We start from the raw sequence: 22,162 nt of genomic DNA on the forward strand, positions 1-22,162 counted from the left end.
TGGTAATTGCCCATTTTTATATGTTTTTATAAATATTTATTTGTGATGTTTAGCACTGTTGCCAATGGTTAGTTTTCTCTGCTTGAAATACGGGGTATTAAATTGAGCCATGTGTGGCTTACCGATTATAAATGAGTCAGCAGCAGTGATATATAAACTTGAAACAAGCTTAATGGCGAGTGTGGCATATCAGCCTTAGTGTTATCTCGCTTATTCCTTTGTTGTTGAGCGAAGAGTATGGCTATCTCCCTTTGCCACTGGGCTTTTTAACACTTTACTAGTTAGTCGATAACTCAATTCTACGTGCTTTAAGCCGTTTGTTGTTGTGCTGCACTATATATTTGTGAACTCTGATTTAGTTTTAAATTAATCGCGATAAATATAAGATGTTTTGCTATTTAGTATTGCGTAGTAATTTGGATGTGACAGCATCACAGATGCTAAAATTATTTAGACTAATTCACATATTTTTATATATTACCGCTGAACTCACAGAATCAACTATAGTTGTAGAGTAGGTGGCCTTATTAAGCTTTTACCTTGGGCGTTAATAAGCTAGACGAATAGCTTTGGCTATTAATTTAGCCTCTGTTTACATTAATTTATGAACAGGGGCACAGATCCTATATATGCAATCATTTACCATCATGAAACTTCGTGATTAACTCGAGATTTCAATGAAAGAACAATTTTATTATCAAGCGACTCATTGCTTATGTAGTAGTTTATCTCTCGAAGTTGCTCTGCAGCGTTATTATGAGTTTATCAAGCAGCACTTACCGATTGACGGTATTTTCCTCAATATCTATCGGCCTGAGCATGGTGATATTCAATTCCTATCTCATGTTAACGAGCAACAAGCGGTAGCACTTGATAAACAGGTAAAAATCTCTGCTGATATGGCTGAGGTTCTGCAGCAAAACGACCGTCCAGTTATTCGGATCATTAATGACATCAAACATGATCAAGTGACTCACTTTGTTGCGCCCCAGGTGATCCCGGAGATCTCATCTGTGATCTTATTGCGAATGATCAGCAGTAACACTCACCTTGGTGTGGTGGGCTTTTATTCTAAAATCCCCGGACAATTTAAGCCTTTGCATGCGGATCTTATTGAACCCCATAAGGATACATTATCGCTAATTACCGCCTTTACTTTACGTGGTAGAAATCTGCTTAAAGCCAATCAAGTGTTGAGTCAGGAAAATGATAACCTCAGACGAGGCGTATTTTCTGCCGATGGTGTTGTTGGCTCTGAAGGTGGTTTAAAGAAAGTGATGGTGCAGGTTGACGCCATTGCAGGGTTGAATACCAGCGTGTTAATGCAGGGAGAAACCGGTTGCGGTAAAGAGGTCATTGCTAACGCTATTCACGCTAAATCTAACCGTGCCGGTAAGCCATTTATTAAAGTTAACTGCGGCGCAATTCCTGAAACTCTGATTGACTCTGAGTTGTTTGGTTACGAGAAGGGCGCTTTTACTGGCGCTGAAAATCGTAAGGCTGGTTATTTTGAGCAGGCTAATGGTGGCACTATTTTTCTTGATGAAATAGGCGAGTTGCCGCTATCTGCACAAGTGCGCTTATTACGAGTATTACAAAATAGCACTATTACTCGAGTGGGTGGCTTTGAAAGTGTCGATCTCGATATTCGAGTCATTGCGGCCACTCATAGAAACTTGCAGGCTATGGTGCATGAAAAAACTTTCCGTGAAGATCTTTGGTATCGACTCGCGGTTTTTCCTATTGATATTCCATCATTACGCCAACGTCGCAGTGATATTCCGCTGCTGGTACAACACTTCATTGAAACCTTAGCTGCTAAATTCAATTTAGAAAAATTACCTAGAGTGATGCCAGAGCAATTAGCTGTGCTTAATAATTATGCTTGGCCGGGTAACGTACGTGAATTGATAAATGTACTGGAGCGGGCAATTATTCAAAACCCATCAGGGCCATTGAGCTTTGACTTGTTGACTGCTGCAGCTAAAGAAGAAGTGCCGACCCAAAGCGGGCAAACCATTATTGTCGACCCTAGTCATGCCAGCGATAAATTGGTACCACTTGATACTATGATCAGTAAGTACATCAATCATGCGATGCGTATCACTGGCGGTAAGCTTTATGGCCCTGGTGGTGCGGCTGAACTGCTTGATGTGAATCCAAATACCTTGAAGAGCAGAATGAAAAAATTGGGTTTGTGTTAAGCAAAATACGTATCAATAAACTAATAACACCATTAAAAAAACACTTCCGAGGAAGTGTTTTTTGTTGCAGGGACTAATGTTACAGGGGCCATTAAGAATGATGAGGACTCAATGGCTTTTAAGGGATGAGTTTTTTAATACTCAAACGCACTGTAAAGGGATGAGCGCGTTTGAGTCATTTAGTGAATTAGAAGAAGTAGCGAATACCGATAGAGTAGCTGTTGTCTTGTAGGTTTTCGTAGCTCTTATCGTCCATGTCGCTAAAGTCGAATTTCGCTTCAGCAAACATAATAGTGTCGTTGCTGTAGCGGTAGTGAAGACCAGCTACTGCAAATTGACGTGTCCAATCACCTTTGATTTCAGTTGAAGCATCAGTGTCTAAGTCTTGATAAGACAACAAGAAGCTAGGCACGAAACCATTTTCATATTGGTAAGCAATCATGAACTCACCGCCAGTAGAGTCATATAGCTCACCACCAACTAGCTCGTTTTGCTTACTCTTATGAGCGTTGAAACCTACATAGAAACCGTCAGCGTCACGGTTTGGTGCATATTGGTAGAATGAACCGTACTGGGCACCAATACCGATGATTTCGTTAGTATCATCAACTCTATTGCCACCTAGTTCACCTTTAAAGTCACCACGGTTGATAGCTGCAAGGATTTTGAACTTGTCGCTGAAGTGGTAAGCAACGTTAGCGCCATAGCTAGTATCGAAATCTACGTGTGAACCATCGTTAATTGGCATACCATCTTTGTCATACAGTGCCACATCACCATTTTGCTTCGCGGCGTATTGCAGAGCAAAGCTTAAGTTGCCAAATGAGTTACGGTAGATAAAGGCTGAATCGGCACGGCCTGCACCAGTTAGGCCGCCGTCACCAAAGGTATAAGCACCCACAGAGTAACCGGTGTAAACGTTTAACACGTCGGTAGTGTAGGCCACATCATAGTAGACACCCCATTGCTTACCGAACGTTAAGCTACCCCATTTGTCGTTAGATAGACCGACATAGCCTAGACGGTTAAATAGGAAGTCAGAGCTTTTTTCTGCACCTAATTGACCGCCTGTGTAATTTAACGAGTCATCGCTGGTCACCATATTGATGCCCCACTCTGTGTGAGCAAAGCTGCGCCAGCCATTTTTTTCTTGGCGGTCAAAGCGGAAACCTACACGAGAGAAGTTATCAACAACTGCGGTGTCGTGAGTGTCATTGATGGCTGCAAAACCTAACCAGCCCATCATTTTGATGCTGTTAGTTTGGTCATTGTAAATTTCAACCGCTTGCGCAGAGCCCGCCATTAACATGGATGGAATTAGCAAGGCTAACAGTTTCTTATTCATATCATTTTCCCTATTTCTATTTTTACTAAAGCTATGTTGCTTTTGATTTATTTTTAATTAGTCCTAAAAGAGCAGTTAGCATGCCAAGGCGAGAAATAGCGGGATTAGACGGAATAAGTTGGAGCAAGATCTATCAACCACGAAATATCGTTAAAGCTGATCTTTAAATATCGTGTTGAAACTGAAATATCGTTGTTAATGCCAAGTTGTAGATACTGATGCTTTTGTTGTGATTACTCGATGGACAAGTAACGGACACTTAGGTTTTAAGCGGACACTTTTAAACATACTCGGACACTTTTAAGTGTTACTAACGGACACTCTTAACTAACTCGATTGTTTTTGCTTTGGTTAATCTGTTGTTTTTATTGATTTATTTTCTCTGTTCTAATTTATGGCACAGTGCTTGTATTAATAGATCTATCGAAAACGTTTTATGCTGCAGCGGACACTTTAGGGAAAGAAGATGATTCAAGATACCAGCGGACAAGACATTATTAAGCAAGCGAGTACGTCAAGTAAGCTCAAGCTACCAGCCATGTTTGGCATAGCTGCATTGCTTGTTTCTGGTCTAGTGTGGTCGAGCATCGATAGCGACTCAATCGCTACATCAATTAAACGCTCTGAATTAAGGTTCGCTACTCTAGAGCGCGGGACTTTGGTTCGAGATATCCCAACGACAGGTAAAATTGTTGCTGCCAATGCGCCGGTTTTGTATAGCCCAGAGCAAGGTTCTGTCACCTTAATAGCCAAGCCTGGTGACACTGTTGCCAAAGGGGATGTGGTCGCCAGTATTGAGAGTCATAAGCTGACTAATAACCTTAAGCAGCAACAAGCCTTGCTTGAGGGCATGAAAAGTTCATTAGAAAGAGCTCGCTTAGATGCTCGACGCCAACAACTTAAAGCCAAGCAAACCTTAGATATGGCTAAAGTTGATTTAGAGGCCGCCGATCGAGAAAGTCGCCGTGGTGATCAGCTAATTGAGTCAAAACTGATAAGCAAGATTGATTTCGAAAAGAGCAAAGATGATCTGCATAAAGCCAAGCTGCTATTCGCTCATGCTGGTCAAGAAGCGCAATTGATGAAGGACACCTTAACATTTGAGCTTAAAAACACGGCTTTGGAAGTCGACCGTCAGGCCCTCGTGGTTAAAGAGTTAGAGCGTCAAGTGGCTGCGCTGCATATCAAAGCCCCTGTTGGCGGCATTATCGGTAATTGGCTCACTGAGCAAAAGGCACGTATTGGTCAAAGCCAACCGATTCTAACCGTTGTTGATTTAAGTGCGTTTGAAGCGGAGTTAGCCGTACCAGAATCTTACGCCGATGAGTTAGGCATAGGCATGGCTGTTGAGCTGAGTTTTGGCTCGATAACCGTAATGGGAGAGCTGTCTTCTATCTCACCTGAAGTACGCAATCGTGAAGTCACCGCAAGAGTCAGATTTGAGCAAGTTGACACATTACAGCTGCGCCAAAATCAGCGCCTATCTGCAAGAGTATTACTCGAGCACCGCCCTAATGTACTGATGGTAAAACGTGGCGCGTTTGTCACCAGTGGCGGTGGTCGACAAGTGTACGTGATGCACGATGACATTGCTGAGCAAACAGCTATTCAGTTAGGTGCTCGTAGTATGAGTCATATTGAAGTTATTCAAGGTGGTGAAGTTGGCGATGTTTGGGTGACATCAAGTATCGAGCCTTTTAAGAAAGCCGAACAAGTATTAGTCCGCTAGTCAGATAAGGAAGCAGACAATGGTTAACAACAGACTTAACAAACAGCAAGTTATTACTGCAGCCGTGTTACTTCTGCTGGTGATAGCGGTACAAGTTTCAACTGAAAGAGCCGGAGATTGGATGTTTATCGGTTTGAATTTGATTGAAATTGGCAGTGAAGCGTCAGTCAGTTTAGGCAGCGTTTTACAGGTGTCTTGTATTGATGTTGAGCAAGTAATTATGAAGGCGATTGAGTTGTTACTGGCAGCGATAAACCATTAAACCGCCGTATAAACAAACTTAATTGAAGTAAAGATTTAGCATTTTATTACAGATTGGACGAACAGAATTAAGGGAATATAGACCATGTTATCAATGAAAAATATTAGCAAAGTATTTAAAACCGATTTAGTTGAGACCCATGCACTAAGGGATTTTAATCTGGAGGTTAATGAAGGTGAGTTTGTTGCTGTTACCGGGCCTTCAGGTTCAGGTAAAACCACTTTCCTGAATATAGCAGGCTTACTCGAAGGCTTTACGCAAGGCGATTACTTTCTTGATGGCGTCAATATTTCCAATTTGAGCGATAACAAAAGCGCCGCGATTCGAAATGAGAAGATAGGCTTTATTTTTCAAGGCTTTAATCTTATCTCAGATCTAAATCTAGCTGAAAACGTAGAAGTACCACTGCGTTATCGCGGCTTTAGTGCCAAAGAGCGAAAGGTACGTGTGGAGCGTGCTCTTGATCAAGTTGGCTTAGCAGCTCGGATGAAGCACCTACCCACTCAATTATCAGGTGGTCAGCAGCAGCGAGTGGCAATAGCTAGAGCACTCGCTGGTGAGCCACGTTTCTTATTAGCCGATGAGCCAACCGGTAACCTCGACAGCCTAATGGCACGTCAGGTGATGGAACTACTAGAAGATATTAACAAGGCGGGCACGACAATTATCATGGTAACCCACGATGCAGAGCTTGCTCGCCGAGCCCAACGTAATATTCAGATTGTCGACGGCCAAGTATGTGACTTCACTATGTACCAATCGGGTCAGACAGATAATAAGACTCAATCTATTGCCGATGCTGTGTCAGTGGCTTAATGGCTTGCTAAGGAGAGCATAATGTTTTTTTACTATTTAGATCTCGCTTGGCGCAGCATTAAAAAAACGCCGTTTTTGTCGCTACTTATGGTGTTGGCTATTTCGATTGGTATAGGCATTACCATTACCACATTGAACGTTTATAAAATGGCGTCAATTAATCCTGCAGGTGAGCGTTCGTCGCAGCTATTTGCCGTGCGGTTATTGAGCCAAGACAACGATACTTGGGATGAAATTACCCCACAAATTACTTACCAAGACGCTTTTAACTTAAGGACGTCAGCCGTTCCTGTCAGGCAATCTGCCATGTTTAGAACTGGCCTTGCAGTGCAAACTGAAGATATCAATTTCGCGCCAATACTTGAAAGCGTGCGAGTGATTGATAGTGACTTTTTTGGCTTATTCGATGTGCCATTTATCTATGGTGGCCCTTGGGAAAAACAAGTAGATGATGAAGGTGGCTATAAGGTTGTTATTAATGAAGACATTAACCAAAAAGCGTTTGGCGGTGGCAATAGTATAGGTAAAACCTTATTGCTTAATCGTAAACCTTATCAAGTGGTTGGTGTGACAGCACAGTGGAATCCAAGTCCGAAATATTACGATGTAAATAACGGTGCATTTAATAACTCAGAACAGATTTTTGTGCCTTTCTCACTTACGCCTATTGAGGAGTTTGACAGCTGGGGCAATAACAATAGCTGGCGCCGCGAAGATATACGTACCTATCAAGACAGGCTTAATTCTGAAATGCATTGGTTGCAATATTGGGTTGAGCTCGATACACCGGCTAAACAGCAAGAGTATCAACAATGGCTAGCAGCTTATGTTGAGCAGCAAAAGCTTATTGGCCGCTTTAAGCGCCCAGATGCTCATGGCGATATTAGTGATGTTGGTCAATGGCTTAAAGAACATAACGTGGTACCTGAAGATAACAAGGTGTTGGTTGGCTTGAGTGTGTTGTTCTTGGTGGTTTGTCTGGTGAATATGCTGGGATTGTTACTGGCAAAGTTTTTAAAGCGAGCACCTGAGGTAGGGGTAAGGCGCGCCATTGGCGCTAGCCGTCTACAGATCTTCGCTCAGCACTTAGTCGAAGTAGGTTTAATCGGTTTTTGTGGAGGTGTACTCGGGCTACTCTGGGCTTGGGGGGCGTTGTATGTCTTATCGACGAAGTTTGATTTAGAACAGTCTTTAGCTCAGCTAGATCAAAGTATGTGGCTTATTGCTCCAATGATAGCGGTTAGCGCAGCGATTATCGCAGGTCTGTATCCCGCTTGGCGGATCTGCAGTACTAACCCTAGTGTTTACCTTAAGAGCCAATAAGTTACACAGTGAGAAAGGAGCTTACTATGTTGCAAATTAAACCTATTCTGAGCATGTTGATGCGCAGTAAAAGTGGACCACTGCTGTTATTGGTGCAGATTATTTTATCTGTTGCGATTGTTGCCAATGCGAGTTTTATTATTACGGAGCGCGTTGGGCTGATGAGCCGTGACTCAGGTATTGCTGAGTCAGAAGTGTTTGATTTAACAATTTATAACTTCGATGGTGCCATCGATCCGAATAAGCAGAACTTGATTGATGTAGAAATCATCCGTAATCTTGACGGGGTTAAGGCTGCCACATCGAGCAGCATGACGCCACTTAGTGGTGGCGGCTGGGCTTCTAACTTCACCTATGGCAGCAGTGAAGAGGATCGCAAGGAAACACCTAACGCCGCGCTTTATTATGGTGATGAGCAGATGATCTCAACGTTAGGACTAAAGCTTGTTGAGGGACGAAATTTTCATCCTGACGAGGTGAGTAGCGGTGGCCCTGAGCTGGCAAATTCGGCCATAGTGTCAGCAGACTTTGCTAAAGATACTTTTGCTGATGAGAGCGCTGTAGGTCAGATAATGTATCGCGGTAATATTGGCGAGCAATCCATTAAAATTATCGGTGTGGTGGAGCGCCTACAAGGTGCTTGGGTTGATCACGATAACTTAAACCGAAGCGTGATCCTTAATGTGGAGTTGGGCTCCTCTTTCACGCGATTTTTAGTGCGCGCCGATGAGTCTGCCATTGCAGATTTAAAAGAGGCGATTCCTGCTGCGTTGCATAAAGAGCACCCGAACCGTGTCGTTCGAGGCTTTACAACTATCAAAGAGCACCGCAACCGCTCATATCGAGATCATGAGCTGATGGCGACAGTGCTTTCAATGATGGTGGTCTTGCTACTACTTATCACTTCGTTAGGCTTGGCAGGTATGGTGATGTTTAATGTCGAGCGCCGCACTAAACAAATTGGTACTCGGCGCGCATTAGGGGCTAAAAAGCGTGATATTGTGAGTTTCTTTTTAGTTGAAAACTACCTGATATGTTTAACCGGAGGCTGTCTCGGCGCATTAATCGCCTTGCAGCTTGGTCAGCAATTAATGACGCTTTATAGCTTACCTAAACTAGAGCTTATTTATCCTATCGTCACTGTCGCAGGTTTGTTGGTTTTAACCACCATAGCGGTAATTTTACCTGCGCAAAAAGCGGCAAGAATCTCACCGGCAACAGCGACTCGCAGTGTATAAAGCGCAAGCTAAAAGTAAACTGAGTCGTTGTTAAATTAAAGCCAAATAGAGTGAGGTACTTTAACTCTGTTTGGCTTTCAGTTAGTTTGATAGCGATTAATTCAGTCTAGCTAATTAACTGCGACTAATTGATAGCTCTTAGTAAAGAGCAGCCAACTCAATGCGGCAATTTAAGAATGACTACAGGAGTAATAAAAAAGCGTTTATGGATACCATTCTGATTGTCGATGATAACCAAGCCGTGTGTAATGCATTGTCTTTAATGTTAGAGCTTAACGGTTACCGTACCCTTACCTGTTTATCGCCGGAAGTCGCTCTAGAGTTAGTGCAACTGCATGATGTGGCGCTGGTGGTACAAGATATGAACTTCACTCAAGACACAACATCTGGTGAAGAGGGTAAAAGCCTGTTTTATGCTTTTAGGCAACAGCAACCAGACCTCCCCATGATCTTGCTAACAGCTTGGACCCAACTAGAAATCGCAGTTGAACTCGTTAAAGAGGGCGCAGCCGATTACATGGGCAAGCCTTGGGATGATGCTAAGTTACTAAATAGCATTAGCAATCTGATTTCATTGCACCGTTTATCTAAAGAAAATGCCCAGTTAAATCGAGTAGAAAGTCAGCGTATGATGGCGATTAAAGATGCTGACCTCTGCGGTATTATTTTTAATAGCGGCGCTATGCAGCGCTGCGTAGATTTAGCATTACAAATCGCAAAATCTGATGTGTCAGTGCTAATTACTGGGCCGAATGGCGCGGGTAAAGACAAGCTTGCCGATATTATTCATGCTAACTCACCACTAAAAAATAAGCCGTTTATTAAGGTCAATATTGGCGCATTGCCGATGGATTTGCTTGAAGCTGAACTCTTTGGTGCTGAGGCCGGGGCCTTTACTGGGGCGGCTAAGACTAGAATTGGCCGCTTTGAAGCTGCCGATGGTGGCACCCTGTTTTTAGATGAAATTGGTAATTTGCCATTGTCTGGGCAAGTTAAGCTGCTGCGGGTACTGCAAACTGGCGAGTTTGAGCGCTTAGGTAGCCATCAGACTCGTAAAGTGAATGTGCGGGTGCTTAGTGCCACCAATGCCGATTTAGCTGAAGATATTAAAACTGGACGCTTTCGGGAAGATCTCTTCTATCGCCTCAACGTCATTGAGTTGGCTTTGCCATCGCTGAACCAGCGTAAAGATGATGTATTACCTTTAGTGCAGTATTTTATTGGCTCAGATTTTGTTTTATCTAAACAAACCCAGCAAGTATTGCAGGCACATCATTGGCCAGGAAATGTGCGTGAGCTGGAAAATGCTTGTAAGCGTGCAGTTATTTTAGCTACGAGCTCTGAGCTTACTGCAGCAGACTTTGGCTTGGCAGTGGATGGTGGCATTGGATCTGAGTTTTCGCTTAAGCCTGCAATCACTATCACGCCTGAACACAGCGCTCATAATGAGCACAGGTTGGCGCAAGCTACGACATCTAACCCAGCGACAATTGGCGCAAATTCTACTGAACATATACCTGCTAATAATCTCAATAGTGATGAGCCTCAAAATGAAAAGGCTAATATCGAGGATGCACTCGAGGAGCATAATGGCGTAATCGCCCGAGTCGCTAAATCTTTGGGTTTAAGCCGCCAAGCCCTTTATCGCCGAATGCAAAAGTATGGGATTGACAAATAATGGCAAGCTACACGGTTAGTATTATCAAGCGAATCAAATCGTAATGAGCAAGCTGAGCGGATTTTCATTAAGCGTTAAGTTAGTTTTTGTAGCGGTCTTAGTGTCTGCATGCGGTTTACTATTGGCTCTATCTGGCATGTTGTTGCTTGGAAGTGATGAGTTGCAGCAAGAGATTGTCGGCCACTCAAAAATGCTTGGCGCTATATTTGTTGTTAGCTTGATAGCGGTGGCGATGTTAAGCCACTTTTGCACTCGCAGCTTAGCAACTAGCTTAAAAGCACTGGAAGTTGGCCTACTAAATTTTAAAGATAATGATTTTAGCGTAAACATCCCTTTAAGCGGAGACTCTCAACTAAAAGCGCTGGCGAGTTTATTCAATGAGTCAGCACAGACGTTACGTCGAGAACGGCAATATATTTATCAGCGAGAACTCTTGCTTGATAAAGTCATTCAAAGCTCTCCAAATGTGATGTTACTGCTTGATGATGAAAAGCGGGTCATATATGCCAATGATGCTGCGCGGCATTTATTCAACCAGGGAGTCAGAATTGAAGGCATGAGTTTGACTGAGCTATTACAAGGTAGCTCTGCTGAGTTAGTAACAGCTATGCAAAATCCTAAAGAAGGCCTGTTTTCTCTTGGTTCTGATACCGATGAGAATGACGCGCAAACTTGGCATCTATCCCGAGGTCAATTTTTACTTAATGGCCAATTCCATCATCTTATCTTACTTAAACAGATGACACGCGAACTTAACCGCCAAGAAGTTGCTGTGTGGAAAAAGGTTATTCGTATTATCAGTCACGAACTCAATAACTCTGTGGCTCCTATTGCCTCTATGGTCAACTCTGGGCGGATGATCACTAAAGACTTGCATGACCCTAAACTCGAGTTAATATTCAATACTATTGAAGATCGCACCCGACATTTAAGTCAGTTCATTTTCAATTATGCTCGTTTTGCAAAGCTGCCGCTACCGACTAAAACCACAGTGGATTGGCAAACTCTTATCGCCCAATTAAAACAACATTACCAATTTAAGTTATTGGGGGATTTACCAGAAACTCAGGCCAGTTTTGATCTGATCCAGATGGAGCAGGTATTACTCAACTTGCTTAAAAATGCGCATGAATCTGGTTCTGATTTAAGTGAAGTCAGTTTAGAAGTTAAAGACTCAGTATTTTCGGAACAAACTCAAGGTATATGTATTGAGATTAATGACGCAGGTTCTGGAATGTCAGCAGATGTTTTACGCCAAGCTCTATTACCTTTTTACTCCACTAAACAGTCGGGAACCGGCTTAGGCTTGCCGTTATGCCGAGAGATCATCGAAGCACACGACGGTAGAATCAGTCTGCATAACCGTGAAGATAAAGGCTTGTGTGTTAGTGTATGGTTACCGCAGTCAGCAACCGATTAAAAAGCCAGCATTAGTGCTGGCTTTAGTGTCTTAGCTGTTGTTTAACTAAACAGAGTGTTTTTAAGTTCTGATGCCGGGACCTTAAAAGGCTCAATTAACCTTGGAGGCCTAAGTACCAGTGCTCCTTGGCAATTTTTGCAGGTGAAGTGAAGCTTTTCACTGCAACTTTTACAATAGGTGCACTCGAATGAGCAAATATAGGCGACGGCTTTACGTGCAAGTTTAGCTTTGCAGTGCTCGCATTCAGTTTTCATTCTTAACATATTCACTCCTTTGAATATCACGTCTATTTGTCAGTTGTTGGTTTTGGCTTAATCACTCAGCCTCACAATTTAGCTAAATGAGCTAATCTAGCAATTTAATGCAAGAGTTTAGTCCAACAACTTAGTTCGATTACTTAGCTCAACAACTGTAGCAAGGTTCATCCATGATTTTGCTATTGGCTAGTGTATTAGGCTTTCATTGCATTCCAGAACATCGAAAAGCTAGCCTGTTTATGTTCATCGTTTTCCCATGTTTCGGGATGGTCGAGAAAATATCGTGTTGCTGCCAAAAATTGGCCATGACAGCTCTCCTGCATCAAGGATAGTGGATAATGAGCTAGTTCGCCTGTTTTTTGCCCCTGTAAAATAAGCTCACCCATAAAGCTTAAAATATCGTTCATAGCTTGCTGACGAATAGCGGCTGGGATCGACGGCGACATAGAGTATTGCTGGAAAAACTCCTGTTTTAACGGGTTTTCAATCGCCCAATTTATAGCGACTTGCCATAGGTGCTGGGCGTCGGCTTTTATGTCGCCCTTTTGACTGATTTGGCCTTTTATTGCATTAGCAAACTCTTGTTTAATACTTAAAAACAGCTGTTTCATTAGTTCATCTTTTGAAGAGAAATGATGAAATAACGTGCCGGTTGCGACTCCTGCTTGCTTGGCGATTGATGCGGTTGAAGTGGCATGAAAACCTTGGCTAACAAATAGTGTTAGCGCTGTATCTAACAGCGCTTGTTTTTTATCGAGACGACTCATGTAAATATCTTATCCGGACTATTTTAATTAGATTTTCGATTATGTTTGAAACTAACGTAAAAAGAACTTCATCAGTACACGTTGGATAAAGCCACCATATGGAGGGTGCACTAGCTTACCTGTGTTGAGGTACTTACCACGGCTTAGTACGGTTTTAGCATGACTTAAGGTCAAAAAGCCTTCTTTGCCATGGTAATGCCCCATACCCGATGGCCCAATGCCGCCAAATGGTGCATCATCGGCAGCCACATGGAACACGGTTTCATTAATGCATACACCACCAGAGTGGGTATGAGTCAGCACTTGTTGTTGTACCTTGCTATCAAAGCTCATTAAGTAGAGAGCGAGTGGGCGAGGGCGCTGATTAACATATTCAATCGCCTCATTTAAGCTGTTGTATGAGATCACAGGCAACAAGGGACCAAAAATCTCATCTTGTAGCAGCAACATTTCGTCTGAGGTATTTTCAATCAGCTGGGTAGGTACTTTTCGTTTTTCATTGTCAATCGCTTCGCCATTGGCGCTGGTGATCTGCGCCCCTTTGCTCTTGGCATCTTCTAGCACTTGCATAATACGATCAAATTGGCGCTGATTAATCACGCTGCCGTAATCTGGGTTTTCACTGACTTTGCTACCGTACATGCTAGTAAATTTGGCTTTATAGGCTTGAATAAAGTTATTAAGCTTAGCGCGAGGCACGAGCACATAATCAGGGGCGACACAGATCTGCCCTGCGTTGAGGCATTTACCGTAAATCATTCGCTCAACAGCAATATCCATAGCAATGTCATCGGCAATAATGACTGGCGACTTGCCACCTAGCTCTAGGGTGACCGGAGTTAAGTTATCGGCTGCAGCGCGCATAACATGGCGACCGACAGTTGTTGAGCCAGTAAAAAGTAGATGATCAAAGGGTAATGATGAAAACTCAGCCGCAACCTCAGCTTCACCTTCAATACACACCACATGAGTGTCATCAAAAATGCTGCTTAGCATGGCTTTAATGACTTTGTTGGTTTCTGGGGTAAATTCTGACAATTTAATCATGGCACGATTACCCGCAGCGAGGGCGGTAATCAGCGGCCCAACCGACAACATGATAGGGAAGTTCCATGGCACGATAATGCCTACAACACCTAGAGGTTGATAATGCACCTTAACTTTGGCTGGAGCGAGCAGCAGACCGGCGTGGCGCGAGCTTGGTTTCATCCACTTCTTAAGATGTTTTAGGCTGTAATTTATGTTGTTAATGCAGGGCATGATATCGGAAATCATACTGTCATCGACTGAGCGACTACCGTAGTCGCGGTTTAACGCCTGTACCAGTTGCTCTTGATACACCAAAATCGCTGCCTTTAAGCTCTTTAAATGCTCGACTCTGGCATCGTATTTAGCTGCGGGTTCGCTAAGGTAGCTCGTGCGCATTTTAACTAGTACTTGCGAAAGAGGCTGCGCTGTTTGATTGTCGATGTGCATGTTCATTGACTGAGCTCCATTGGTGTTGATTAATTGCCCGACTGATTAGTCAGTTTTAATATAATGAACTTTTTATTAAAGTGCAAATACCGCAACAAGATGTGACCGAGATCAAATTTTATTCTCGTAATGGCCCTAAAATTGAAGTAGGGAGTAATACCAATCAGCATAAAAAACTTGCGAGTTAAGGATTGAAAATGGCCAATGAAACACACGGAATTTCAGTAGGAATAGAACGCTGTGACAATGAATTTTATATGACATTTGTCGCCATTGGTAAACTGACGCATGAGGATTATGAGTATATGGTGCCCATGCTTGAGGCCGCTATTGCTGGGGTGGATAGGCCAGAGATTAATGTGCTGGCAGATATTTCACAGCTAGAAGGCTGGGAGCTTAGAGCTGCATGGGATGATCTTAAAATTGGCATCGAGCATGGTAAAGCATTCAAAAAAATAGCCATTGTAGGTGAAGGCAAGCTACAACAATGGATGGCGAAAATCGCTGATTGGTTTACCCCGTATGATGCTAAGTTTTTTGAAAGCAAAAAACAGGCGCGTGACTGGCTTAATGACTAACCTTAGGTATTGAGCTGGCTTGCTTTAGAGCCATTTTCATCTTCAATTAATGCTGGCACAAGTTTGTGGTTTTACCTTAGTAGTAGGTAAATGTTTGGAGGAATTAATTATGCGAACTCGTCAAATCTTATGTCCAACAGACTTTTCTGAAACTGCATCGCATGCGCTTAGGTATGCAATTGAAATGGCAAATTTTTATCATGTAGGCCTAAGAATCGTGCATGTGATAGAGCAGCCTGTTGGCGTAGATAACTATCAAATGCTGGTTGTTACGCCTGCTGAGCTGGCGCAGAGTATGGAAGATAGCGCGGCAGAAAACATGAAAACCTTACTTAAAGAACTAAACAGTGAATTATCTGTTGAGTCTGTTATTCGCCACGGTAGCGCTGCAGAGCAGATTTTAAAAGAAGCGGAAGTATCTGAAGCTGGAATGATCGTTATCGCCAGCCACGGTCGCACTGGGCTTGCTCACTTTTTACATACCAATGTCGCAGAGAGTGTGGCAAATCGTGCTGAATGTCCGGTTTTAGTCGTCAAATAAAGCGCACTATAGTAAGGCGTTTTAATTAAATGATTTTATAGGGTTAGTAGTTGCAGTTTATTATTTAGCAGCCAAGTTAAAATCGGCTTGGTTGAGGAGAGTTTATGCGTACCCGACAAATTTTATGCCCAACCGACTTTTCTGAAACAGCATCGCATGCCATGAATTATGCCATTGAAATGGCAAACTTATATGGCGTGAGTGTGAGGCTTGTGCATGTAATGAGTGAGCCATTAAGTGAGTATCATTATGGTATAGCGATGGAATCGGCTCAGCAGTTAGATCGTCAAATAGAAGCCGCCGCCGAAGGCAATTTAGACAAACTAAAATCGCAAATGCTACAAGAGCTAAATGATGGCTTAACCGTGCAAACTGTGGTGCGGAAAGGCGATGCATTAGATCAGATTTTGGCCGAATCTAAAGTCGGTGAAATAGGTATGATAGTGATTGCTAGTCATGGTCACCAGGGCATTTCGCACTTGCTTAACCCGAACATTGCCGAAGGGCTTGCCAACAAGGCTAAATGCCCAGTACTTGTGGTGAAGTAGCGCTAATTGAGTAGTTAAAGCCAGCAAAGCCTTTATGAGCTAAGCTGGCTTTTTTGTGGGTATTAAAAACTCGATCCTGGTTGCTGCAAGAAAGCAATTTCTTCTGCTGTCGACTCGCGACCCAAAATCTTGTTTCTATGTGGGTAGCGGCCAAATTGATCGATAATGGCTTTGTGTTTTAACTCAAAATCTAAATTAGCTTGAGCGGCTTCGCGATTAAATAGTCGTACGGCAACTTCATGTATAGCGCGAGATTCACTGTGCATATAAGGCATAAATAAAAACGGTACTTGCTTAGCTTTGAGCTCAGAGTCTGCGTTTACCGCAACCGCTTCTTGGGCTAAAACCAGTGCCACAGGATCGGCGGCAAAAGACTTTGGCGTATCGCGATAAATATTACGGCTAAACTGATCTAACACGATAATCTCTGCAAGTCGGCCTTTGGGGCTGGCGCGCCAATGGTATAATTCGCCTTGCATGGCTTGTTCTAGCAATGCACCAAATCGCTCAGCAATAAGCTGGTCAAACTCAAGATCTTTAATCCACCACTGTTTTGGCTCAATCTCTTCAAACCAAAAGTTAATAATCATGTCTGGGGTAAAGGCATGCTCTAGTGTTGAGGTTGTTGTGTTCATAGCTATATCCAGTTTCGGTGGTCGTTATGAATAAGCGCAAGCGATTGTTCTGCAATGTCTCGCGCGGCAATGACTGAAATATAAGGCAGTGTAACTGTACCACTAGCAAGACCAATTTCAAGGTTTGCTAGGCCGCTGCGTTTTTGATTCGGTGATTGCGAAATGGCAACATGCTGCACCTTACTTAACGCAATAAGTTGCCAGCTATGGCCAAGTAGCCCGGAATGAAACCACAGGTTGTCGCCCTGCTGTACATAGCCATATTGACGGTATTTTAGGTAAATTCCGATACTAAAGAGTGCCGCTGCAATCCACATAATATCGGTGAAAAGATTTAAGCCTAAAGCATAAGTATTAATCGCTGGCACCAGAAAAGGCAATAAACCACGACGCCAAAACCACCCCATATGGATCCCTTGGTAGTGGGTTGGTAATAATGTGGCAGTTGCTTCAATCCCTTTAAGCTTTGGCATCAGGGCACTAATATCGGCTCGTGTCATGCTAGGAATAAGCATATTGGTATTACCGCGCCCTTCAACTTCATGGCCTTTGACTTGTTTAAAGTACACTGTCCATAGCTTGAGTAAACGGCCAACTATTGGCTGATAAAACTTAATGACTTGAATGCGCTTAATGGCTAGGGCATCGTTTTGCTTAGCAATAATACCGCCTGTGCGCTGCAAGGTATTACCGCTGCGATTGAGTTTATAGGGGAAATATTTCAGCACCGCGGATGCTATAGATAAAATAGAGAACAGAAGGTAAAACACAATTAAGGCTAACGTGGCAAACAATAGTTGCAATAAGATGCTCACTGCAACATTACTGTCGTACCAAGCTAAGAATGATTGAGCTAGCTGCAGGTTTTCCACTGACTCCCAATCTAGCTGGCCAAAAATAGGTCCTAAAATGACTGCAAGCCAAATAGCGTTATTTTGATAAAGGCCAAATAGCAGTAGCTCGATAATATTCTTACGGCTAAGGGTACTGACTTGTTTTGAATCGATAGCATTAGAATCAGCGCTAGCTGAACTTTCAGCTTGGGCTATTTGCGAGTCATGCTCGGCCATTAACTGCTTTTTAAGGCTGAGTGCATCTTTATAATTGAGTGCAGACAGCTCTGCTTCATTATTTTTAGAGCCCGCAGTTTCAACAATGAGTCGGTAAAGCCCCATTGGGCGGAAATAGAGTGGCTGTTCTAACCGTACATTTTGGATTTTAGTAAACGGCAGTTCATCGGCCTTTTTAAAGATAATGCCGTGGCGAATGATGAGCTTGTCTGTTTCGACTCGAAAGCGAAACTTAAGCCACTGCAGCACGCTAAAAATAAAGATGGCTAAGACTACACCAACAGCGACTACAATCACCCAAGGGCTACTGAAGCCTTTTTGCCAACCGGTATAGACCACCGGAATAATGGCATAACCACTGCTAAATAGTGCTTTTAAAGCATGCAAGGTAAAGCTGATAATCGACCAAGATGACAGCGATGACCACTGGGAGAATTTATGCGTCATTATCGCTATTTCCCAAGGTTGGCTGCTCAGACTGACTCGTTATAGTGTCTTTTTCTGGTGTTATGCTTGTTTGATTTGAGTCTGTTTGAGCTGAGGTCGTTGGATTGGCTTTGGCAGCTTGATTTAACAGGTGCTGGCGCAATTGTTCTGCTGTTTGCTGCTCTATCCCTGGCAGTTCTATTTCGGCTGAGCCACTGCCGGCACTGAAGCATTTTATGGTGGCGAGGTTAAAGTGTCGCTCTAGCGGGCCGTGAGAAAGACTCACATGTTGCAGCCTTGAGTAGGGGAGTGAGGTGCGTTTAACCCACCAAAATCCTTGCTGCATTATTAGCTCATGTTCACAAACGGCGTAAGCAAGTGATTTAGCATGCTGATAGCGCACATAGCTCACAACACTAATCACGATAAACGCCGCAACGCTAATACCGAGAACCTTGGCTAAATAGAAGTCTCCAGGCAGTATGATTACCAACGAAGCTACAATGAGTAAAACACAGGTAAAGATCAGGCTTTCTGTGTTTACTTGGGTATAGTGATTTTCATGAACGGGCTCGAGAGCTACTTGTTCAAAGCCTTGCCATTGCTGCTGAGCAAGCCGCTGATGATTGGCTGCCACGGGGCTAGGTTTTGCTGCGCTGCTAGATTCTGCTGCGCAGCTGTGTTCTGTTGTGGCTGTGTCTGACGGCTCTGGTTTTGTCGCTAACTCTGGTTTTGTAGTTAACTCTGGCTTTAGGCTGGGGTGTTTGGAGTTGAGAGCTGGGCTGACCTCATGCTCAGGCGCTTGCTCAAGCTTAGCTGCATGTTGCTCTGAATGGAGTTGATTTAGAGCGTCATGCTCTAGTTGACTGTCCTTATGATTACTCATGTGCCACCGTTTCAGTTATCGCTAATCCGAGTTTTTACTAACTTAAGTTGTCACTAATTTAAATGTTTTGCTTAATTGACTATATCAGCATGGCAGAGGTTGCCGCTATAGCGAGACATATTTGGCAACACATTGGGTTGAATGTGCTTTGCATCCACTTGTTATTTGTAGCTAATCGCGTAGTTTATCGCTAACTCTTTTTAATAATAACAATAGCGAAGAATATGAGCCTGAATTTTACTGAATCGAAACAGCAAAAAGCTTTTTTACGTAAGCTCTACATCGCCTACTTAATTGATAGTGAAAGACATAATCTATTATCACTGCACAAGTTAACCAATATGCCGCGTCGAACCTTACAAGATGCCATTGCGGTATTGGGCGACTTAGCGATTGAGTGCGAGTTTGTACAAGACGGCGAGCGTAATAATGCCGGTTTTTATCGTATAAATCAGTGGGGGGCAATCAACCGTGAATGGGTTGAGTTACACCTTGCAGAGATTGAGCAACAGCTAGCTTAAGCTGCTATTAACTAAAGTAGGGCGTGGTGAAGCGCCCTAATTGTTTGCAGATATAGCAAGTGATTAAAGCCTCACTATAGGCTTAGTGTTTCGCCATCGAGTGGGATCAGCACTTTTTGTTGAAGGTGCTCCACGGCGAGTGCGCTGGCTAAACCTGAACGTATTGTAGGGCAATTATTTAGCGGAGCGCTGTCCTCTATGGGCCTGCGTACGTTTACTCACAATTTAAAAGCGGTTTATGGCAGTACCTTTTGCGGATGAAGGTGCACGAGATCCTGTATTAATTAACACAAAATTAAGCCTTGCTTATTAAACTGCGCGATCTTTTGTTTTTATAGGCTAACTCTTGGCTTGAGTTGCCTAGCTATTCCCATAATCTTAATTTATTGCATATATAGGAGCACAACGTGCTTGCGAATGTTTCTGGCTTACAGTCAAAACTAAAAAAAATTGATAATAGTAAGTTTTTTCAAGGCTTCATTATTTTCGTTATTGTGGTGTCTGCGCTATCGATTGGTGCGCATACCTACCATTTGCCAAGCTGGATGGAGAGCAGTCTTGCGCTGCTTGATATCGGTATTACGGTGTTTTTTGCCATCGAAATTGTGATCCGCTTTTTAGCCAGCGACGGCCCCAAACGCTTTTTCAGTAATGGTTGGAATATATTCGACACCATCATTGTGATTGGTAGCCTGATCCCTGCTGGCGGCTCCGCGATATTGCTCGCGCGCTTATTGCGTATTTTTAGAGTGCTGCGTCTAGTGTCGATGATCCCCGAGCTCAGAATGCTAGTGAATGCGCTGCTAAAAGCGATCCCTCGCATGGGTTATATCGCCTTATTGATGTTTGTGATTTTCTACATATATGGTGCGATTGGTAGCATGTTCTTCGCCAACGTGAATGATTTCCTTTGGGGCGATGTGTCGGTTGCCATGCTAACCCTATTTAGGATCTCTACTTTTGAGTCATGGACTTCGATCATGTACGAGACCATGGCGGTGTATCCACTGAGTTGGATTTACTATCTAAGCTTTATCTTTTTAACTGCGTTCGTATTTTTGAATATGATGGTGGGTGCAGTACTAGATGTGATGACCCAAGAAACCGCTGCAATGCGCGGTGAAGATGCGCCGCAAGAACCAGCCGATAAGCCTGCCAGCGCAGCCGATGTTGCAGAGCTTAAAATGCAAATTGAAGAGCTAAAAGGCTTATTAATGAGTAAAGCAAGTTAATCGTTTTAAGTAGGCTCAGCCGCTTTATTGTTGTTCATATCTTTTCATAATGTTGGTTTTTTAATTCATATCTACTCTCAAGGTTGTTAATAACTTGAGAGTAAGCTTTACCCAATTTAGATAAAAGCTTAGATGAAACCTAGATTAAAAGCTGAGGTAAAAAAGTAAATTAGTACAAGCTAAAGCTGGTAGGCTTAGACTGATTAATACCTTAAGTTGAATATTTAGTTTAATAACTTAGATCGAAAATATTGGGATAATGATTATGAAGTTTACACATGCACTTATGTTAAGCAGCTTAGCAATGGCAGGTGTTGGCTCTGCAGTGGCAGCAGATGACAACGAACTATTGGGCGGCCAAATTAGCGGTAACGTAAAATTTGCGACTGACTATGTTTTCCGTGGTGAATCTGAAACTATGGACGGTGACGTGCCAGTGGTACAAGGTACCTTAGGCTGGGCAAATGATGACGGCTGGTACACAGGTGTATTTGCATCAAACATTAAATTTGCTGACCCAAATCTAGAAATCGTTACCGCTCCTTACATTGGTAAAGCGGGTGCATTTGGCGATAGCGGATTTACTTACGATGTTATGGTTTTCTCATATCTTTATCCTGGCGCTTCATACTCAAACTACACTGAGTTATGGGTGCGAGTGGCTAAGCAATTTGGCCAAGCTAACATTCAGTTAGAAGTGACTCCAACATTAGATGATTGGTTTGGTGTTGATGGTTGGCAAGGTGTGAACTATGCCGTTCACCCAAGCTATGATTTCAACAATGGTGTGAAACTATCAGGCTCATTTGGTTATCAAGATCTTGACGGTGAAGGTGCAGAAGGTTGGACGCACTGGAACTTAGGTGTTGAGGCAAACTACGTCGGCCTAACATTCGATCTACGTTACCACGGTAGTTCAGTTGACGAGTCGCACCTTGTTTACGGCACTCAAACAGAAATCTTCGACGATCGCGTTGTTTTTGGTGTAAGCAAGAGCTTTTAATTTGTATATGCCATAAATGAATTAGCCAGTGCTAATGCATTGATAAATAAAAGCCAACTCCTTTGAGTTGGCTTTTTTGTGGCTGAGTATTTTTGGATTTTAGTCGTAAACATTTCAACTGCTCGCTTTACGCGCTAACTTGTGTATATTATGTGGCGCAATTTTGCGGACGCTTTTGTCGATAAAAGTGGTTTAGGTTGAGGTGAT

Annotated in this window: 21 protein-coding genes; 14 read left to right on the forward strand and 7 right to left on the reverse strand. The window is 43.1% G+C overall.

From position 1 onward, the window contains the following. Positions 1-677 precede the first annotated feature (677 nt). On the forward strand, positions 678-2,204 hold the full coding sequence (locus L2740_RS04270) for a sigma-54-dependent Fis family transcriptional regulator (protein ID WP_248948886.1): 1,527 nt from the start codon (positions 678-680) through the stop codon (positions 2,202-2,204). A gap of 187 nt (positions 2,205-2,391) precedes the next feature. On the opposite strand, the gene L2740_RS04275 is transcribed toward L2740_RS04270, so the two are convergent. Next, entirely contained in the window at positions 2,392-3,549 is a 1,158-nt protein-coding gene (locus L2740_RS04275; RefSeq protein ID WP_248948887.1) for a porin, read from the reverse strand. A 466-nt stretch (positions 3,550-4,015) separates the two neighbouring features. Between L2740_RS04275 and L2740_RS04280 the strand changes: the two genes are divergently transcribed. The 7 genes from L2740_RS04280 to L2740_RS04310 all read left to right on the forward strand — a co-directional run bounded on the left by L2740_RS04280 (position 4,016) and on the right by L2740_RS04310 (position 12,015). Then, entirely contained in the window at positions 4,016-5,278 is a 1,263-nt protein-coding gene (locus tag L2740_RS04280; protein ID WP_248948888.1) for an efflux RND transporter periplasmic adaptor subunit, read from the forward strand. A 19-nt stretch (positions 5,279-5,297) separates the two neighbouring features. Continuing rightward, entirely contained in the window at positions 5,298-5,540 is a 243-nt protein-coding gene (locus tag L2740_RS04285; RefSeq protein WP_248948889.1) for a hypothetical protein, read from the forward strand. 84 nt (positions 5,541-5,624) lie between these two features. Then, positions 5,625-6,356, forward strand: coding sequence for an ABC transporter ATP-binding protein (locus tag L2740_RS04290; RefSeq protein WP_248948890.1), 732 nt, complete (start codon positions 5,625-5,627; stop codon positions 6,354-6,356). 21 nt (positions 6,357-6,377) lie between these two features. After that, entirely contained in the window at positions 6,378-7,679 is a 1,302-nt protein-coding gene (locus tag L2740_RS04295) for an ABC transporter permease (RefSeq protein WP_248948891.1), read from the forward strand. Between the two features lie 26 nt (positions 7,680-7,705). Next, positions 7,706-8,917, forward strand: a complete 1,212-nt coding sequence (locus L2740_RS04300) for an ABC transporter permease (RefSeq protein ID WP_248948892.1) — start codon at positions 7,706-7,708, stop codon at positions 8,915-8,917. A gap of 205 nt (positions 8,918-9,122) precedes the next feature. Then, complete coding sequence (locus L2740_RS04305) at positions 9,123-10,595, forward strand: sigma-54-dependent transcriptional regulator (RefSeq protein ID WP_248948893.1); 1,473 nt, start codon at positions 9,123-9,125, stop codon at positions 10,593-10,595. A 43-nt stretch (positions 10,596-10,638) separates the two neighbouring features. After that, positions 10,639-12,015, forward strand: coding sequence for a sensor histidine kinase (locus L2740_RS04310; protein ID WP_248948894.1), 1,377 nt, complete (start codon positions 10,639-10,641; stop codon positions 12,013-12,015). A gap of 41 nt (positions 12,016-12,056) precedes the next feature. On the opposite strand, the gene L2740_RS21505 is transcribed toward L2740_RS04310, so the two are convergent. The 3 genes from L2740_RS21505 to L2740_RS04320 all read right to left on the reverse strand — a co-directional run bounded on the left by L2740_RS21505 (position 12,057) and on the right by L2740_RS04320 (position 14,521). Beyond that, complete coding sequence (locus L2740_RS21505; RefSeq protein ID WP_420833505.1) at positions 12,057-12,278, reverse strand: DUF1272 domain-containing protein; 222 nt, start codon at positions 12,276-12,278, stop codon at positions 12,057-12,059. 188 nt (positions 12,279-12,466) lie between these two features. After that, positions 12,467-13,039 carry a TetR/AcrR family transcriptional regulator gene (locus tag L2740_RS04315; RefSeq protein ID WP_248948895.1) on the reverse strand — a complete coding sequence of 191 codons (573 nt, stop codon included), beginning with the start codon at positions 13,037-13,039 and terminating at the stop codon, positions 12,467-12,469. 51 nt (positions 13,040-13,090) lie between these two features. After that, on the reverse strand, positions 13,091-14,521 hold the full coding sequence (locus L2740_RS04320; RefSeq protein ID WP_248948896.1) for a coniferyl aldehyde dehydrogenase: 1,431 nt from the start codon (positions 14,519-14,521) through the stop codon (positions 13,091-13,093). A 191-nt stretch (positions 14,522-14,712) separates the two neighbouring features. On the opposite strand from L2740_RS04320, the gene L2740_RS04325 reads away from it, so the two are divergent. From L2740_RS04325 to L2740_RS04335, 3 genes are all read left to right on the forward strand, one after another. Continuing rightward, the gene (locus L2740_RS04325; RefSeq protein ID WP_248948897.1) at positions 14,713-15,093 is read left to right on the forward strand and encodes a SpoIIAA family protein; all 381 of its coding nucleotides are present in this window, start codon (positions 14,713-14,715) and stop codon (positions 15,091-15,093) included. Positions 15,094-15,202: 109 nt separating this feature from the next. Continuing rightward, on the forward strand, positions 15,203-15,634 hold the full coding sequence (locus L2740_RS04330) for a universal stress protein (protein WP_248469746.1): 432 nt from the start codon (positions 15,203-15,205) through the stop codon (positions 15,632-15,634). Positions 15,635-15,738: 104 nt separating this feature from the next. After that, positions 15,739-16,182 (forward strand): universal stress protein, encoded by a 444-nt coding sequence (locus L2740_RS04335; protein ID WP_248948898.1) that lies wholly within the window; start codon positions 15,739-15,741, stop codon positions 16,180-16,182. Positions 16,183-16,244: 62 nt separating this feature from the next. Here L2740_RS04335 and L2740_RS04340 read toward each other — a convergent pair whose 3' ends face one another. From L2740_RS04340 to L2740_RS04350, 3 genes are read right to left on the reverse strand one after another with little or no spacing between them, the layout of a single operon-like run. Next, positions 16,245-16,817 carry a DUF924 family protein gene (locus L2740_RS04340; protein ID WP_248948899.1) on the reverse strand — a complete coding sequence of 191 codons (573 nt, stop codon included), beginning with the start codon at positions 16,815-16,817 and terminating at the stop codon, positions 16,245-16,247. 2 nt (positions 16,818-16,819) lie between these two features. Continuing rightward, positions 16,820-18,334 carry a PH domain-containing protein gene (locus tag L2740_RS04345; RefSeq protein WP_248948900.1) on the reverse strand — a complete coding sequence of 505 codons (1,515 nt, stop codon included), beginning with the start codon at positions 18,332-18,334 and terminating at the stop codon, positions 16,820-16,822. After that, positions 18,324-19,199 carry a PH domain-containing protein gene (locus L2740_RS04350; RefSeq protein WP_248948901.1) on the reverse strand — a complete coding sequence of 292 codons (876 nt, stop codon included), beginning with the start codon at positions 19,197-19,199 and terminating at the stop codon, positions 18,324-18,326. Before L2740_RS04350 ends, L2740_RS04345 begins: the two co-directional genes overlap by 11 nt. A 224-nt stretch (positions 19,200-19,423) precedes the next feature. Between L2740_RS04350 and L2740_RS04355 the strand changes: the two genes are divergently transcribed. From L2740_RS04355 to L2740_RS04365, 3 genes are all read left to right on the forward strand, one after another. Then, positions 19,424-19,720, forward strand: coding sequence for a winged helix-turn-helix domain-containing protein (locus L2740_RS04355; RefSeq protein WP_248948902.1), 297 nt, complete (start codon positions 19,424-19,426; stop codon positions 19,718-19,720). 407 nt (positions 19,721-20,127) lie between these two features. After that, complete coding sequence (locus L2740_RS04360) at positions 20,128-20,952, forward strand: ion transporter (protein ID WP_248948903.1); 825 nt, start codon at positions 20,128-20,130, stop codon at positions 20,950-20,952. 265 nt (positions 20,953-21,217) lie between these two features. Then, positions 21,218-21,955: a TorF family putative porin gene (locus L2740_RS04365; RefSeq protein ID WP_275973987.1), complete on the forward strand. Its 738-nt coding sequence runs from the start codon at positions 21,218-21,220 to the stop codon at positions 21,953-21,955. The last annotated feature ends 207 nt before the right edge of the window (positions 21,956-22,162 follow it).

Source organism: Shewanella pneumatophori (assembly GCF_023283895.1).
GTDB lineage: Bacteria > Pseudomonadota > Gammaproteobacteria > Enterobacterales > Shewanellaceae > Shewanella > Shewanella pneumatophori.

What these genes read in the sequence shown, in the direction of transcription:
- L2740_RS04270 (WP_248948886.1), top strand. Translation starts at nt 678, where the DNA reads ATGAAAGAACAATTTTATTATCAAGCGACTCATTGCTTATGTAGTAGT.
- L2740_RS04275 (WP_248948887.1), bottom strand. Translation starts at nt 3,549, where the DNA reads ATGAATAAGAAACTGTTAGCCTTGCTAATTCCATCCATGTTAATGGCG.
- L2740_RS04280 (WP_248948888.1), top strand. Translation starts at nt 4,016, where the DNA reads ATGATTCAAGATACCAGCGGACAAGACATTATTAAGCAAGCGAGTACG.
- L2740_RS04285 (WP_248948889.1), top strand. Translation starts at nt 5,298, where the DNA reads ATGGTTAACAACAGACTTAACAAACAGCAAGTTATTACTGCAGCCGTG.
- L2740_RS04290 (WP_248948890.1), top strand. Translation starts at nt 5,625, where the DNA reads ATGTTATCAATGAAAAATATTAGCAAAGTATTTAAAACCGATTTAGTT.
- L2740_RS04295 (WP_248948891.1), top strand. Translation starts at nt 6,378, where the DNA reads ATGTTTTTTTACTATTTAGATCTCGCTTGGCGCAGCATTAAAAAAACG.
- L2740_RS04300 (WP_248948892.1), top strand. Translation starts at nt 7,706, where the DNA reads ATGTTGCAAATTAAACCTATTCTGAGCATGTTGATGCGCAGTAAAAGT.
- L2740_RS04305 (WP_248948893.1), top strand. Translation starts at nt 9,123, where the DNA reads ATGGATACCATTCTGATTGTCGATGATAACCAAGCCGTGTGTAATGCA.
- L2740_RS04310 (WP_248948894.1), top strand. Translation starts at nt 10,639, where the DNA reads ATGAGCAAGCTGAGCGGATTTTCATTAAGCGTTAAGTTAGTTTTTGTA.
- L2740_RS21505 (WP_420833505.1), bottom strand. Translation starts at nt 12,278, where the DNA reads ATGTTAAGAATGAAAACTGAATGCGAGCACTGCAAAGCTAAACTTGCA.
- L2740_RS04315 (WP_248948895.1), bottom strand. Translation starts at nt 13,039, where the DNA reads ATGAGTCGTCTCGATAAAAAACAAGCGCTGTTAGATACAGCGCTAACA.
- L2740_RS04320 (WP_248948896.1), bottom strand. Translation starts at nt 14,521, where the DNA reads ATGAACATGCACATCGACAATCAAACAGCGCAGCCTCTTTCGCAAGTA.
- L2740_RS04325 (WP_248948897.1), top strand. Translation starts at nt 14,713, where the DNA reads ATGGCCAATGAAACACACGGAATTTCAGTAGGAATAGAACGCTGTGAC.
- L2740_RS04330 (WP_248469746.1), top strand. Translation starts at nt 15,203, where the DNA reads ATGCGAACTCGTCAAATCTTATGTCCAACAGACTTTTCTGAAACTGCA.
- L2740_RS04335 (WP_248948898.1), top strand. Translation starts at nt 15,739, where the DNA reads ATGCGTACCCGACAAATTTTATGCCCAACCGACTTTTCTGAAACAGCA.
- L2740_RS04340 (WP_248948899.1), bottom strand. Translation starts at nt 16,817, where the DNA reads ATGAACACAACAACCTCAACACTAGAGCATGCCTTTACCCCAGACATG.
- L2740_RS04345 (WP_248948900.1), bottom strand. Translation starts at nt 18,334, where the DNA reads ATGACGCATAAATTCTCCCAGTGGTCATCGCTGTCATCTTGGTCGATT.
- L2740_RS04350 (WP_248948901.1), bottom strand. Translation starts at nt 19,199, where the DNA reads ATGAGTAATCATAAGGACAGTCAACTAGAGCATGACGCTCTAAATCAA.
- L2740_RS04355 (WP_248948902.1), top strand. Translation starts at nt 19,424, where the DNA reads ATGAGCCTGAATTTTACTGAATCGAAACAGCAAAAAGCTTTTTTACGT.
- L2740_RS04365 (WP_275973987.1), top strand. Translation starts at nt 21,218, where the DNA reads ATGAAGTTTACACATGCACTTATGTTAAGCAGCTTAGCAATGGCAGGT.